15 protein-coding genes are annotated in these 13,770 nt (G+C 56.0%); 12 read left to right on the top strand and 3 right to left on the bottom strand.

Annotated features, from left to right (window positions below; genetic code table 11):
• Positions 1-180 precede the first annotated feature (180 nt).
• On the top strand, positions 181-678 hold the full coding sequence (locus BBOH_RS01650; protein ID WP_052362742.1) for a Type 1 glutamine amidotransferase-like domain-containing protein: 498 nt from the start codon (positions 181-183) through the stop codon (positions 676-678).
• Complete coding sequence (locus BBOH_RS09505) at positions 617-784, top strand: hypothetical protein (protein WP_081930254.1); 168 nt, start codon at positions 617-619, stop codon at positions 782-784. Before BBOH_RS01650 ends, BBOH_RS09505 begins: the two co-directional genes overlap by 62 nt.
• 114 nt (positions 785-898) lie before the next feature.
• Here the strand turns inward: BBOH_RS09505 and BBOH_RS01645 are convergent, their stop codons facing one another.
• On the bottom strand, positions 899-1,258 hold the full coding sequence (locus BBOH_RS01645) for a hypothetical protein (RefSeq protein ID WP_033520399.1): 360 nt from the start codon (positions 1,256-1,258) through the stop codon (positions 899-901).
• Between the two features lie 193 nt (positions 1,259-1,451).
• Here BBOH_RS01645 and BBOH_RS01640 point away from each other — a divergent pair, with 193 nt between their 5' ends.
• The 9 genes from BBOH_RS01640 (at position 1,452) to BBOH_RS01600 (ending at position 9,632) form a co-directional block, all read left to right on the top strand.
• Positions 1,452-1,643, top strand: coding sequence for a zinc ribbon domain-containing protein (locus BBOH_RS01640; protein WP_237743103.1), 192 nt, complete (start codon positions 1,452-1,454; stop codon positions 1,641-1,643).
• Between the two features lie 305 nt (positions 1,644-1,948).
• Entirely contained in the window at positions 1,949-2,299 is a 351-nt protein-coding gene (locus BBOH_RS01635) for a DUF488 domain-containing protein (protein ID WP_033520397.1), read from the top strand.
• 276 nt (positions 2,300-2,575) lie between these two features.
• Positions 2,576-2,992, top strand: coding sequence for a nuclear transport factor 2 family protein (locus BBOH_RS01630; RefSeq protein WP_161786390.1), 417 nt, complete (start codon positions 2,576-2,578; stop codon positions 2,990-2,992).
• A gap of 304 nt (positions 2,993-3,296) precedes the next feature.
• Positions 3,297-3,749 (top strand): Hsp20/alpha crystallin family protein, encoded by a 453-nt coding sequence (locus tag BBOH_RS01625; RefSeq protein WP_033520393.1) that lies wholly within the window; start codon positions 3,297-3,299, stop codon positions 3,747-3,749.
• A gap of 288 nt (positions 3,750-4,037) precedes the next feature.
• Positions 4,038-4,844 carry a histidine phosphatase family protein gene (locus tag BBOH_RS01620; protein WP_033520391.1) on the top strand — a complete coding sequence of 269 codons (807 nt, stop codon included), beginning with the start codon at positions 4,038-4,040 and terminating at the stop codon, positions 4,842-4,844.
• A 336-nt stretch (positions 4,845-5,180) separates the two neighbouring features.
• Entirely contained in the window at positions 5,181-6,464 is a 1,284-nt protein-coding gene (locus tag BBOH_RS01615) for a uracil-xanthine permease family protein (RefSeq protein WP_033520389.1), read from the top strand.
• A gap of 362 nt (positions 6,465-6,826) precedes the next feature.
• Positions 6,827-7,345, top strand: a complete 519-nt coding sequence (locus BBOH_RS01610) for a gluconokinase (protein ID WP_033520713.1) — start codon at positions 6,827-6,829, stop codon at positions 7,343-7,345.
• 91 nt (positions 7,346-7,436) lie between these two features.
• On the top strand, positions 7,437-8,207 hold the full coding sequence (locus tag BBOH_RS01605) for a glucose 1-dehydrogenase (protein WP_033520387.1): 771 nt from the start codon (positions 7,437-7,439) through the stop codon (positions 8,205-8,207).
• A gap of 90 nt (positions 8,208-8,297) precedes the next feature.
• Positions 8,298-9,632 (top strand): gluconate:H+ symporter, encoded by a 1,335-nt coding sequence (locus BBOH_RS01600; RefSeq protein ID WP_033520385.1) that lies wholly within the window; start codon positions 8,298-8,300, stop codon positions 9,630-9,632.
• A 331-nt stretch (positions 9,633-9,963) separates the two neighbouring features.
• Here BBOH_RS01600 and BBOH_RS01595 read toward each other — a convergent pair whose 3' ends face one another.
• Positions 9,964-10,692 carry a FadR/GntR family transcriptional regulator gene (locus BBOH_RS01595; protein ID WP_237743102.1) on the bottom strand — a complete coding sequence of 243 codons (729 nt, stop codon included), beginning with the start codon at positions 10,690-10,692 and terminating at the stop codon, positions 9,964-9,966.
• 289 nt (positions 10,693-10,981) lie between these two features.
• Between BBOH_RS01595 and gnd the strand changes: the two genes are divergently transcribed.
• Positions 10,982-11,857: a phosphogluconate dehydrogenase (NAD(+)-dependent, decarboxylating) gene (gene gnd, locus BBOH_RS01590; RefSeq protein ID WP_033520383.1), complete on the top strand. Its 876-nt coding sequence runs from the start codon at positions 10,982-10,984 to the stop codon at positions 11,855-11,857.
• A gap of 115 nt (positions 11,858-11,972) precedes the next feature.
• Here the strand turns inward: gnd and brnQ are convergent, their stop codons facing one another.
• Positions 11,973-13,391, bottom strand: a complete 1,419-nt coding sequence (brnQ, locus tag BBOH_RS01585) for a branched-chain amino acid transport system II carrier protein (protein ID WP_044098015.1) — start codon at positions 13,389-13,391, stop codon at positions 11,973-11,975.
• Between the last annotated feature and the right edge of the window lie 379 nt (positions 13,392-13,770).

The raw sequence follows: 13,770 nt of genomic DNA, 5'->3' as shown, positions 1-13,770 counted from the left end.
GCTTCATCTGCGTTAGCGGTCGTTGATGAATTCGTGTTTTTGGTGAGACGGTCGTTGAATGGAACGCGACGCACGGCTAAGATGGGATGCAAGTTTCCTCGAACTTGGATCGTTCCGTTGATGGGGGTATTCGGGCGCAGGAGGCCGAACGTGTGAGCAAACCAAAGAAGGAGCGGTGCCATGCATCTGTTGTTGACCTCGATGTTGCATCCGAAGATGAGCAAAGTGCTGACCGGCAAAGTCGTGTATATCGGCGACGCGGCGAGGACGCTGTTGGAAAGCCCCGGACGGCGCAAACATGCCGATTGGGAGCATGAGCAGGTGGAGCAGCTGGGCTTTGAGATGGTCGATCTGATGGTCGCAACAACCCCTCTGGAGCAGATCTCGGACGTTCTGGACCATGCCGACAGCATCTACATGGCCAGCGGCGAGACCTTCGATCTGCTGAACGCCCTGAAGACGTCCGGCGCTGATCAGCTGATCATCAACAAAGTGCGCGAGGGAATGCCGTATGTCAGTTCTTCCGCCGGTTCCGTGGTCGCGAGCCCGAGCATCGACCCCATCGGCGTGATGGAATTCGGCCAGCCTTGCCCCGGACCTCCACGATTACACCGCCTTGGGCTTCATAGACAGGTTCATCATTCCTCACGCGCAAGGCACGGGGTCATATGGTCCTGAAGTCATCTCCGAAACCGTCGAAAAATACGGCGGCGACTACCCGCTGTTGCTGCTCAACGACGGGCAGGCGTTGGAAGTGGATGGTGACGGTCAGCAGGTGATTTAGTCCCGATGTCGGGGCTTGATTGGGTGTCCGAGCCGTCTCTTGGCGCATTGTCGGCTCCGCGGTTTTGGCTTCGGCGCAATTGCGGCGTTGCTGTGCTTGGTTTCCGGCGATTTCCTACGGCATGCCTATTTCCTTGTTTGGCAAGCCATCAGGTTTGTAAGCCAAAACGATGAAGTTGTGACTTCCGTTCAGGCCGCCTGTTCTGCGTGGCGGTATCGTTTGGATCTCCTTGCCGGTATCAGCCGACAGAACGTTTTTTGTGCGGCAGATAACTTTTTCGTTTATGACTTTCGATTGCCGGGAAAATGAGGGGGGCGGAATAATGAACCGAAGAAATAGGAGTTTGAGCGCGGTGGCGACTTTGGCCCGGATTATGCCTTTGGCTCGGCAGTCGGCTCCGACGTGCATGATAAGCAAAGGTTCGTCCGCATTTCGTATATTGATGGGTTTAACTGGTCCTGTATGGGAAGCCATTGGCGTTGTCCCCCCCCCCTCGGTGATTGCGGGTACCATGTGCCGGTAGAGGTCGGGCCACGCCCTCACGGGCGGCGGTGTGTGGCAGGTGTCTCATATTGGGATGTTTCTTTCGCGTGTGTGCATGGTTCATGGTTGAATAGTTTTTCCACGTTTTTGAAACGAAAGGCTGATGATGCAGTGACAACAGTACGTGTGTGCCAAATGCGGCAATCAGCGGTATGTTTCGGACCAGTTCCAGGCTACCGGCGGCGATTTTGCTAAGCTGTTCAATGTACAGAACAAGAAGTTCATCACCATCAGTTGCACCAACTGCGGTTACACCGAGCTCTACCGATCTGAAACGACCGCTGGCATGAACGTGCTTGATTTTCTGATGAACTAAGCCGCTGGCATATATTTGATAGATCGCTATTCGTTGCTTGTTGGTACGGTGCCTCCAGCACAGGCTACGTAGGTGGTATGTCTTTGGTTCGGTTCCGGTTGCGTATGCGTCGCTCGTCTTGTACAACGTGGTCGGTCGCGGAAAATTACGGGTTCCATCGTGCCTGTTGGCGGACGGGTAAGTTTGTATCAACCACTCTCATGGGCTCGCCTGTGCGCCAGACGTGGTTGGCGGGCGGATAGGTTTTTCGTCGCACCCGCTGGGTTCCGGTTGTGTCATGTGATGATATGAGAGATGATTGCATCATGAGGATTATGTTGAAACGTGTGTATGAGCCGGCTGACGATGGGGATGGATTCAGGGTTTTGGTCGACCGGCTATGGCCGCGCGGCATTTCGAAGGACAAGGCCCGGCTTGACCTGTGGCTCAAGGGAATTGGGCCCAGTACCGACTTGCGTAGGTGGTTTGGTCATGATCCGTCAAGATTCGATGAATTTTCGCGCCGCTATGGTGCCGAATTGGACGTCAATCGCGAGGCGGTTGACACGTTGTTGCATATCTGCCAAGACAATCCGACCGTTACGTTGCTGTATGCCGCCAAGGACCCGGACCACAACCAAGCGGTTGTATTGCGGGATTATCTCGAAAGGCAATAATATCGCTGCGTTCGCCTTGCAATCGGTTCCGTCGCGCGACCGTGGGTCCGGTCTGACCGCTTCCCGATGTCAATGTCTCCAGCGGCTGTGTTGCCGTACTGTTGACGTTCAATGGTGCTAGTGGAGTTTTGTCTGCGCATGGTCCGTGGCGCGCGTGGGCTGCGTTCCCCGCGATGGATCCTGTCCGCTTTGATGCGGATTTACCTGAAGTGCCTGTATCCGTTATTTCGACGTGTTTAAGTCATTTTTTGGCGTAGTATAGATACTATGGCGACAGTGACGTTATCGATTCCGCGGGCACGGCGGCGTGAGCGTGCCATTTGCGAGTATTTCCACATGTGGGTGACGCGTGATTTTGACCGGCTGGACGGCATTTTTGCGCCGGATTCCGTGTATGAGGAGTGGAACGGTCATATTTACGAGAACCGTAATCAAATACATCTGTGGATTGATGATACGCTCGAACATCGGGTCGTTCTCAACTGGACGGCCGCTGGTTTCACGCATGCGCGTGGTCGAGAAGGTCAGCCTTCGATCACGGTTTTCTGGACGTTGAACAGCCGGGACGAGAAAGAGGGCAAGGGCTGCATCGACGGTGTTTCGGTGTTCGAATTCAACCGGCAGAACAAAATTCAGCGTGTACGCGAGTTCAAGGCTGAGCATCGTCGGGATTACCCGTATCGTAATCAATGATGCCACAAGGAATCCTGGTCGGCTCCTGTCGGGATCGTGTCTCATGGTTCAGCGATCTCTTTCGGGTTTAGCCATGCAATGAAGGTGGTTGATTTGCAGGTTCCGTGTTGTTTTTGAAAACTTGAGTGAGGTGCACTCAAGTTTTGTTCACTCAAGGTAAAAAACGGGAAGCATGGGTTGGAATATCGGTTGACCAAAGTGACACGCAGTGAACGGAACCGCAAGGTTCAGGGATTCACGGCCGGACGTGGTGCCAATGCCGCGTGGGTTCGTCGAATCCTTCTTGATGGTAAGGAGTTTGATTATGGCTATGTTTCCGGCTTTGATGCATGATTCGTTCAGTGATTTCTTCGATGACCCGTTCTTCTCCGGCTGGCGCAATTCCGCGTCCCATGTGGGCGCCCCGGTCGCCGCGAACCTTATGAAGACCGATGTTCGTGAGAGTGAGAAGGGCTATGACGTGGCCATCGACATGCCTGGATTCAACAAGGACGACATCGCCCTTGAACTGCATGACGGCTATCTGACCGTTTCCGCCAAGCGTGATGAGCACCGCGACGAGAAGGATGAGGGCGGCCGCTGGGTGCGCCGTGAGCGTTACGCCGGTTCGTGCTCGCGCAGTTTCTACGTCGGGGACGACGTGAAGGATTCCGATGTCAGCGCCACCTACAAGGACGGAACGTTGCACATCGATGTCGCCAAGGTGCAGCCGGCGCCCAAGGTTGAGAATCGTCATCAAATCGCCATCGAAGACTGACCGAATCGATCGTCGATTGACAAGGCCTTGTCGCATCGCCAGCATGCAGCTGGTGGTTCGGCAAGGCTTTTCGCTGTGGTAAGCGCGCTACGCCTGTCGTCGTCGTTCTCGAAGAAAACCGGGCCACAATAAAATGTTTGTGATGGATCGCTTCGAATAAACTGAGCCAAGCGAACCTGCGATCGGGTTTTACGACACTGTCTTGCGGCGACCTGCGCGTGCGTCGAGCGCAGGATACGTTCTGGGTTGTGCAATAATGGAACGGAATCGATTTCTGGGAGGTTTTCAATGGGCATGCCAATGGACCTGTATCTGGTACGACATGGCGAATCGGAGGCGAATGTCATCGTCAACGCGGGGCAGCACGGCGACAACTCCCTGTTCACGCAAGACAATGTCACCGTGCCCGATCGTTCGTGGAGACTTACCGCCAAGGGCCGCAAGCAGGCATATTGCGTCGGTCGCTGGCTGGTCAGTCAGCAGCATCTGTTTGACCGATATATGGTCTCGCCTTACGTACGCACACGCGAGACGGCCGCCACGATGGCATTGCCCAAGGCTCGCTGGGAGGAGACGCGCGTGCTGCGTGAACGTTCGTGGGGCGAAATCAGCACCGTGACGCAGGACGAGTTCAAAACGAACTATGCCCGCAACTGGATGTTCAAGAAAACCGATCCGCTGTATTGGTGCCCTCCGGCGGGTGAGTCCATAGCGGATGTCGCCGAGAACCGTGTGCATAACCTCCTGACCGCGTTGAATCGTAGGGCGGAGGCGCAGTCGGTGGTGGCCGTGACGCACGGTGATTTCATGCTCGCGATGATGCTCACGCTTGAGGATCTCTCCGATGAGGAATTCCTGCGTCGTGCCGCGGCCGAGTCGATCACGAACTGCACGTGCCTGCACTACTCTCGGCGCGATCCGGTCAGTGGTCGCACCTCGGAACGTATTCAATGGGAACAGACCGCGCGACCCGTGCTCAATGCCGACACCGGTCGTTGGCAGGTCGAGGTTTCTGCCTGGCGTGAATTTCAGCGGCCGATTCTGTCGAATGGTGATTTGGTGGATGTGGTGCAAACGGTCGATCCGCATCTGTAATCGAGCGGCGCTCACACGAATGGTCGGCACTGGATGTCTTTCGGTGGCGTAGGGCGAAACTGAGACGACAAATGCTCGCACTGCTATCGGTTCTGTTTCATTTTTCCTTTCACGGTCAGGTTCAAGCAAATGCATGACCGGATCGCAACCGAGCGGATATCAGACAGATTGTTGTTTTGTGCGTGAATCAGTCGGGTATCTGACCGTATGTGTGTGTCGTCTCTTTTGTCCGCCGTTGCACTATACTTGTCTGCGATGCGCGACGGAATCACGCCGCGTGATAAATCCGGTATTTCCGTTTTTGCGGTAGTACTATGCCTGGAGGGAAGAGGAACGATGGGCAATATGTTCACATGGAAGATTCACGGCGATGGCAAGACGTTGAAGCCTGACGATGTGGTGGCTCCCGACGAGTGTCTGACGTGGGGGCGTACTGCCGGCATCGGCGCTCAGCACGTGGTCGCCATGTTCGGCGCGACGTTCCTCGTGCCGATACTGACCCATTTCGACCCCTCGACGACATTGTTCTTCACGGCAATGTCGACGGCATTGTTCCTGTTGATCAACAAAAACGAGCTACCCAGTTATTTGGGTAGCTCGTTTGGTTTTATAGCCCCGATCATGGCTGTGGCAAGCGCCGGCAAAGGCATCGCGGTGGCGAGCTTCGGCATCATGTGCACGGGTTTGCTGCTTGCGCTAATCGGCCTTCTGGTGCATTTTGCCGGAGCCAAATGGATCGACATCATCATGCCGCCGGTGGTCAACGGTGCCATCGTGGCCATCATCGGGTTCAACCTTGCGCCCTCGGTGTGGAACAATTTCAAGCAGGCACCAGACACTGCGGCGGTGACGCTTGTCGCCGTGCTGCTTGTCACCGTGCTGTTCAAGGGGCTGGCCGGCCGTCTCAATATCCTGCTTGGCGTACTGGTCGGTTATGCCTACGCGTGCCTCCGTGGTCAGGTCGATTTCAAGGCCGTCGCTGACGCCGGTTGGATTGGTTTTCCTAAGTTTCACCTGCCGGTGGCTGACTTATCCGTACTACCTATGTTCATCCCTGTCGTCATGGTTCTGATCGCCGAAAACGTCGGTCACGTCAAGTCCGTGGCGCAGATGACCGGCCGTGATTATGACGACCAGATCGGCACGGCTTTGTTCGCCGACGGTCTGGGCACCACGATCGCCGGTTTCGGCGGCGGTTCGGGCACCACCACTTATGGTGAGAACATCGGGGTGATGGCCGCGACCCGCGTCTATTCCACGGCCGCATATTGGTGTGCCGCCGCGTTCGCTCTGATCTTGAGCCTATGTCCGAAATTCGGGGCTGTCATCAACACCATTCCCGCCGGCGTGCTCGGCGGCGTCACGACCCTGCTCTATGGCATGATCGGCATGATGGGTGTGCGTATCTGGGTAGACAACCATGTCAATTTCGATCGTCCGCTCAACAACATGACGGCCGCCGTCACCATGATCATCGGTATTGCGGACTTCGGTTTCGCTGTGGCCGGGGTCAAGTTCAACGGCATTGCCATCGGCACCGTGGTCGTCCTGGTCGTCTATCACGGTCTGAAGGCCATCGGCCACCTGACCGGAGCCATCCCCAAGGGCGAGGACGACTGAGGGGACGTTGAGCATGCGTCATGCCGGGTCGCTTCTGTTCGGTTCTCAAACCGGCGGGAGCGGCGCGGCATGGTTTTCGGTTTTGGTTCCAGTCACCCATCTGCCACAGAGTGGCGGGGTCCAATCGAACATGTCTTTTCTTTCCTCGTCACGACGGGAGTACGTCACGCGTCCAGGCAGACGGCATCGTAGTTTCCGGAGTTCGGCTGTTCCGTCGGATTACGGCACCGGATGCGGGGATTCATATCGAGACAAAAAAGTATGCTCTTTGCGTAATTTAGTCATTCTTTTGACATGACCACTGAGAACGGTTATAGTGTCCATCGTCAGTGTTCGATGCAAGGACGCAGGAGAAGTTCATCATGAGTTTTCATGTCGTGATTATGGGCGTTGCCGGTTGCGGAAAGACCACAGTCGCCGAAGCGGTGCGTGACCAGCTGGGTTATGTTATGGCTGAGGGGGACGATTTTCATTCACAGGCCAATGTCGACAAGATGAGTCACGGCATACCTCTCACCGATGAGGACCGATGGCCTTGGTTGGCATCCATCAACACGTGGATGGCCGACCACGACGCCAAAGGCGAGTCGACGGTCGTTTCATGCTCGGCGCTGAAGAAGTCCTATCGTGATGTGCTCCGCAAACAGATTAATGTGTTTTTCGTTCATCTTTCCGGTTCCCAGGAACTGATCGGCGAGCGTCTGGCCAAACGTAAAGGGCACTACATGCCGTCGTCACTGTTGCCTAGCCAGTTCGCTGATCTGGAGCCGTTGCAGGACGGGGAAACGGGGGTCGAAGTCTCCGTAAACGGCTCGCCTGAAGAAGTTGAACGACGTGTTCTGGCGGGCATTAAGCAGTATTGCGCCGAACAAGGGAAGTGACCGGCGAAACCCCGTTGGAGGGGCAGTGGATCGCCTGCTCCCGTAGGGAGTTGAGATTAAAAGGCGAACCCAGTCTGGAGGGAGGGACAACGTGAGTTTTTCCATACATGATTTTGAGCTGACTGACAAGGTGGTGCTTATCACCGGTGGGGCGAGCGGTCTGGGAAAGTACTATACCCAGGCCGTCAGTGCGGTCGGAGCGGATGTCTGTGTGGTCAGTGCCACGGAGAATGGTTGGGATGAGACCAGGTCGATCGTCGAGGGAAACGGCCGTAGGGTGGTCTTCATCCGTCAGGACGTCACTGAGGACGGCGCCGCCAAGCGCGTGGTCGATAAGGCAATTGACGAGTTCGGACGCATTGATGCGCTCATCAACAACGCCGGGATCCAGCTGCGTCATGATCTTGCCGATTTCCCTGATGAGGACTGGCGAAAAGTCATTGACGTAAACCTCAATGCGCTTTACTATCTGTCGCACGAGGTCGCGAAGGTGATGATGAAGCAGAGGAGCGGCAAGATCGTCAACATCGGCTCGATGCAGTCCTATCGCGCCGGCAAGCGTATCTTTCCGTACGCAGCGAGCAAGCACGGTGTGGTCGGGCTGACCAAAGCCTATGCCGACGCGCTTGCGCCATACAATGTCCAGGTCAATGGTCTGGCTCCCGGCTATATCAACACGCCGATGACCGAGGCATTGCAGAACGACCCTGTCCGCAGCGTGGAGATTCACGACCATATTCCCGCAGGCCATTGGGGTGAGCCGAGTGAGCTTATGGGGGCCATGGTCTTTTTGTGTTCCGCCGCCTCGAACTACGTCACGGGAGTGATGTTGCCGGTCGACGGAGGCTATCTGCTTCGCTGACCATATGTGCCGAAGCCGGCATGGAGATGTTTGTCCCCCGCGTCAACGGCGCACGAAAAAACAATAATCAATGAAGAGTAAGTAGGAATCATGCCATTAATAATCGTGGCCTGCGCTGTCGCAGTGCTTATTTTCCTAATCGCAAAATGCAAGCTGAATACATTCGTTTCCTTGGTGGTCACTTCGATACTGGCCGCATTGGTTCTGCAGATCCCGCCTGCGAAGATTCCGCAGACCATCGAAAACGGCATAGGAAGCCAGTTGGGGCACCTGGCCATCATCTTCGGGTTCGGGTCGATGCTCGGTAAACTTGTATCCGATTCCGGCGGCGGACACCGGATCGCGATGACCCTTATCAACAAGTTCGGTCGAAGGCACATCCAGATCGCGGTGGTGCTTGCCTCCTTCATCGTCGGTATCGCGTTGTTCTTTGAAGTGGGTCTTGTCGTTCTGCTGCCGATTATTTTCGTCATTGCCCGCGAGATTGACATGCCGTTCATGCAGCTTGGCCTTTCGGCAGCCGTCACTCTGAATGTGGCGCATGCCTTTCTGCCACCGCATCCCGCGCCCACGGCGATCACCGGAACGCTCGGCGCCGACATGGGTCAGGTCATGATCTACGGCATCATCGTTTCGATTCCCACTGTCATCATCTCAGGTCCTTTGTTCAATCACCTGTTGCACAAGCTGCGTCCTGGTCTCTACCGCAAAGACATCTCCATTTCGGTGCTTGGCGAGTACAAGGAGTTCAAGACCGAAGATACACCAGGTTTCGGCATCTCCGTACTTACTTCTCTCATGCCCGTGCTGTTGATCGCGGTGGCGACCATTTGCTCGTTCGTCTTGCCCAAGAAGAACTTGGTTAATGACGCGATCCAGTTCATCGGTGCGCCTGATATAGCCATGCTTCTGGCCATGCTTTTTGCGGTCTGGTCGATGGGCTTCCGTCAGAAGAAGAACATGCGGGACATCACCGGCTCAATGGAGCAGTCTGTCAAGCAGATCGCCATGATGCTCCTGATTATCGGTGGTGGCGGAGCCTTTAAGCAGGTGCTCGTGGATGGCGGTGTCTCCGATTATGTATCTCATATGTTCACCAACATTTCCATGCCGCCGCTGATTGCGGCCTGGCTTATCACCGCCATCCTGCGTGTATGCGTCGGCTCGTCGACCGTCGCGTCGTTGACCGGGGCCGGCCTCGTATTGCCTCTGCTGGCTTCCACTGGTGCCAATCCAGCCCTGATGGTATTGGCGGTCGGTGCAGGTTCTGTGTTCTGCGACCATGTCAATGACGCGGGCTTCTGGATGATCAAGGAGTATTTCGGGCTTTCCCTGAAAGACACGCTTTCGTCGTGGACCGTCGTCACGGCCGTGATTTCGGTCGTCGGCCTGCTTTCGGTGCTAGCCCTTTCGCTGTTCGTGTGAGCAACGCGCCGTTATCCTTCTCCCGATTAGAAGAGCCGATCTGAGGAGTTGAGGTCTTCTTACAACTGGATTAGCAGGTGTGGGATTGGCATCTCGGCTTCGGCTTAAGTGGTTGGGTGGGGGGTGCACCTTATGACAGATTAGGCGCCGACAACGGTTCATGCACCGGCGTCTGAAGGTCGTCTCTCTATTGTGGCTGCCTCCAGGCAGTCGGTGCTGGCCGGGGGTGTCAAGTGCAAAAAGCACAAGACCGTCTTTGTCGCTTGGATTATCTGCCATGAAACCAGCGTCGGACGACAGGATTCATGCCTGTCGTCCGACGCTGGTTGGTCTATGACTGTTCCGTCGAGGCTCGTACCTCGTCGACTATACGGGTCATTGCTTCCTTGGCAAGATCCGCGTCACCCTTCCAAATCGCATCCGCAACTTGTTCATGCGCGTCCAAAGCCTCAGGTCGTGGTTTTTCCGGGTAAAGGCCCTGCTCGACGCGGCTGACGAGCACGATGCTGACCAATGACGATAGTGCGGAAAACAATTCATTGCCGCTGTTGGTGAGGATTTCATTGTGGAACCGCACATCGATCCTGTGGAATTCGTCCAAGTTGCCCGATTTGGCCTTTTTGCGTAATTCCATAGCCAGAACCGGCATGAGTGCACGGGTTTCTATGGATGCCTTGATCGCGGTGTCCGCGGCAGCGATGGGCTCCACCGCCAGTCGCAGTTCGTTGAGCGTCAGCAGTTGCCGTCTACGGTGATTGGAGTGCAGTTTCCAGCGTATTACCTGTGTGTCAAGTGAGAGCCATTCGTGAAGGTCCTGGGCAATCAGTCCCACCCGCTTTTTGACAATGACCGCGTGGGTGGATTCCAGTGTATGGGCCACCTCACGGGCGACCGTCCTGGAAATCGAGAACCGTTCCTGGATGTCGTTGAGCGTCATGCTTTGACCCGGTTTCCATCGTCCTTCGATGATGTCGATCGCCAGCTGCTCGGTGATGGCGTAGTGCATGGCCGTCGTATGGTTTGCTTTGTCCCTGTCTTCACGTGTTTCTGATTGACTCACCTGTGTTCGCGGTGTCCTGTCGTCCTTCGAGCCTGTCATGGGTCTGTACGGTTGGGTCGTTCGAGCCAACGGCTCGCCGTGTTCGCTTTTCTGGTCATTGCTCGTGATGGACGCATACCGGGACGACTGAATCATATGCATATCGTAGCAAAGGGACGGTAAGCATGCTTAATCGGGGGCAAAGGGACGGAGTATATTCAATGATACTATTTTATATTTATTTGATAATTCTTAACTGAAATATAGTATGCTGTTTTATGAGTATATTCAGCGACGATAGGAGAATCCGATGCAATTGGGAATGATTGGTTTGGGACGTATGGGCGGCAACATGGCCGAACGGATCCGTCGAGCGGGTCACGAGGTGATCGGGTACGACGTCAGCGCCGATTCCGGTCGTGACGTCGACAATCTCGAGGCATTGGTTGCGCGACTAAACGCGCCACGCATTGTTTGGGTGATGGTTCCTTCGGGCAAACCGACGGACGACACCTTGTCACAACTGGGAACTCTTCTGGAGGCCGGTGATTTGATTATCAACGGCGGCAACTGTAGGTATACGGATGATCGTAGGAATGCGGACTCATTGGCGGCCGACGGCATTCAGTACATGGATTGCGGCGTTTCCGGTGGCGTATGGGGTTCCGAGCGCGGCTACGCGCTGATGGTGGGAGGGGACGCAGATGCTTACCAGAGGGCTTTGCCCATTTTCGAGGCTTTGAAGCCGGAGGGTGAGAACGGACTGGTGCATGCCGGTCCTGTGGGTGGCGGGCATTTTGCCAAAATGGTGCATAATGGCATCGAGTACGGCATGATGCAGGCGTTCGGTGAAGGATTCGCTACCATGGAGCGCAGCGAGTATATCCAGAACACCGCCGAAGTCATGGCTTCGTGGCGGTCGGGTAGTGTCGTGGATTCATGGCTCCTTGATTTGCTGGTGCGTGCCATGAACGATGACCCCGACCTGAAACAAGTGCCGCCGGTGGCCGATGAAACCGGTGAGGCGAAATGGACGATCGAGGCGGCGGCTGAACTTGGGGTGCCGACTCCCGCGATTAGTGCGGGACTTTACACCCGGTTGGCCTCCCGTGGCGGTGCCGATGACGTCCTGCGTGTGGTCACTGCGATGCGTGGTCAATTCGGAGGACACGTCACCAAGGCGTGAACCGGAAATGGAATCAGATATGGGGCCGAGCGGTTCGGCTGCGGCTCCACGCCTAACCACGATGTCATTTCACACCGGGAACACCGGCCGGGAACACCGGTCGGTGACACGGGTTTTATTGGTCTCGCCCGGCGTCGGTTTTCCGTCCCCGACGAAGGATGCCGTCAACGATGCCGATCGCGATGCCGGCCGCGGCGGGAATCAGCCATGTTAACTGCTCACTGTAGAGCGGTAGTGAGGCCAGGAAGTTACTGACCGTTGTCAGCTCGATGCCGAAGACTGCCAATAGCCTCACCAGACAATCGAAAACCGTGAAAACGGCTACCAGAACCACGCTCCACAGGTAGACACGGGGGAACTTGGATGAGAAAGGTCGTTCAGCCATATAGAGCAGCACCAGTACGATTGCGATAGGGTAGAGAGCCCCGAGCACAGGCAGTGAGACGGTGATGATGGCGCTCAGTCCCGCGTTCGAGACGATGAAGCTGAAAATGGCGACGATGGCGCTCCACTGCTTGTAGCCGACGGCATGACCGGCCACGGTGGGAAAGTGTTCTTCGAAATACGAAGCGCATGTCGAGAGCACCCCGGTGCACACATTGAAGCATGCCACGATGAAGACCAAACCGACAAAAGTAGTGCCGGCCGTACCGAAAGCCGAGGTCGTCAGGTTCGTCAGCACCGTGGCCCCCGTGTCTTGCGCGCCGTTGACCGACCTGATGCTCCCGCTGATTGCTCCTATGAACGACAGCACCGCGTAGACCACAACCAGTAGCACGCCCGCCTCGCCGCCGGCGATTCGTACCTCACGATGGTTTGCCTTCGGTTCCGTGACTCCGAACTGGTTGATGTTGGCCGAAATCACGATGCCGAAATACAGGCTGGCCAGCAGATCCATGGTTTGGTAGCCGTTGATGAACCCTTTGAGCAGGGCCCCGTGCGCATACTCGCTATTGGGTGCGCCGAGTGGGGCGTGGGGTACGAAGACGCAGGTGATGAACATAACCGCGATTAGGATGATCAGCAGGGGACCCATGATGCGTCCGAGCGATTTGGTCAGCTTTTCCGGGTGAAGGCTCAGCAGGAATGCGATCACGAAGAAGACCAATGAATATAGGAAGAGGGCAAGCCGGTTGTTTTCGCCGATGAACGGAGTCAGGGCCATTTCGTATGAAGTCGTCGCGGTGCGAGGTATCGCAAAGCACGGACCGATGGCCATGATGATCACGAATGCAAGCACCGCCGCGAATCTGGGCGAAACGTGTGAGGCGAGATGCTCGAACCCTCCGGCCGACGCGACCGCCAGTACGCCTAGGACTGGCAGTCCCACCGCCGAGACGATGAAACCGAGAGCCGCCGGAATCGTGGCGGATTGGGCCTGTGCGGCCATCAGCGGTGGGAAAATGAGGTTGCCCGCGCCGAAGAACATCGAAAAGAAGGTGAAGGCGGTGATCATGCGGTGTTTTCCGCTCAATTTAGTAGCGCTGTTGTTGTCCGGCTTGTGGTCGGTTGCTGTCGTTGTAGTCACGCTCATTCCTTTGTGCTGGGGACGTTGCCCGGAGCGGAGCTTCGATCCTTGCCCGCTTCGTCGTAAGCTCACTATAGGAGGGGTTCCTTATATATTTCCATGAAATGCCATATTTTGGAGCACTATCTAGACTGGGCCAGGCGGAAACAGGCTACGCTTTCGGTTTCGACGCATAGCAACGGCGGCGACGAAAAGCGTTGCAGGTTGTGTCGGGCTTCGCAGAGATGCGGCAGCATTCCGTCGTTGCTCGGCAGGTCGCTGTTACAAGGCGGTCCATGGTTTGCGGAGGAGTTGGATCGTCGTCGGATGGGAGGAATGAACGCTTTTGTTGCTTGTGCCTTCATGGTTTTTAGGGTTCGACGGTTTGAGCCTGAGGGTGAATCGG

It is taken from the genome of Bifidobacterium bohemicum DSM 22767, from assembly GCF_000741525.1.
GTDB classification, from domain to species: Bacteria; Actinomycetota; Actinomycetes; order Actinomycetales; family Bifidobacteriaceae; genus Bifidobacterium; species Bifidobacterium bohemicum.
The sequence above is the reverse complement of the archived record's forward strand: the minus strand, read 5'-3'. Positions and strand labels throughout refer to the sequence as shown.

What these genes read in the sequence shown, in the direction of transcription:
- BBOH_RS01615 (WP_033520389.1), top strand. Translation starts at nt 5,181, where the DNA reads ATGGGCAATATGTTCACATGGAAGATTCACGGCGATGGCAAGACGTTG.
- BBOH_RS01600 (WP_033520385.1), top strand. Translation starts at nt 8,298, where the DNA reads ATGCCATTAATAATCGTGGCCTGCGCTGTCGCAGTGCTTATTTTCCTA.
- BBOH_RS01620 (WP_033520391.1), top strand. Translation starts at nt 4,038, where the DNA reads ATGGGCATGCCAATGGACCTGTATCTGGTACGACATGGCGAATCGGAG.
- gnd (WP_033520383.1), top strand. Translation starts at nt 10,982, where the DNA reads ATGCAATTGGGAATGATTGGTTTGGGACGTATGGGCGGCAACATGGCC.
- BBOH_RS01635 (WP_033520397.1), top strand. Translation starts at nt 1,949, where the DNA reads ATGAGGATTATGTTGAAACGTGTGTATGAGCCGGCTGACGATGGGGAT.
- BBOH_RS01610 (WP_033520713.1), top strand. Translation starts at nt 6,827, where the DNA reads ATGAGTTTTCATGTCGTGATTATGGGCGTTGCCGGTTGCGGAAAGACC.
- BBOH_RS01645 (WP_033520399.1), bottom strand. Translation starts at nt 1,258, where the DNA reads ATGGCTTCCCATACAGGACCAGTTAAACCCATCAATATACGAAATGCG.
- brnQ (WP_044098015.1), bottom strand. Translation starts at nt 13,391, where the DNA reads ATGAGCGTGACTACAACGACAGCAACCGACCACAAGCCGGACAACAAC.
- BBOH_RS01625 (WP_033520393.1), top strand. Translation starts at nt 3,297, where the DNA reads ATGGCTATGTTTCCGGCTTTGATGCATGATTCGTTCAGTGATTTCTTC.
- BBOH_RS01650 (WP_052362742.1), top strand. Translation starts at nt 181, where the DNA reads ATGCATCTGTTGTTGACCTCGATGTTGCATCCGAAGATGAGCAAAGTG.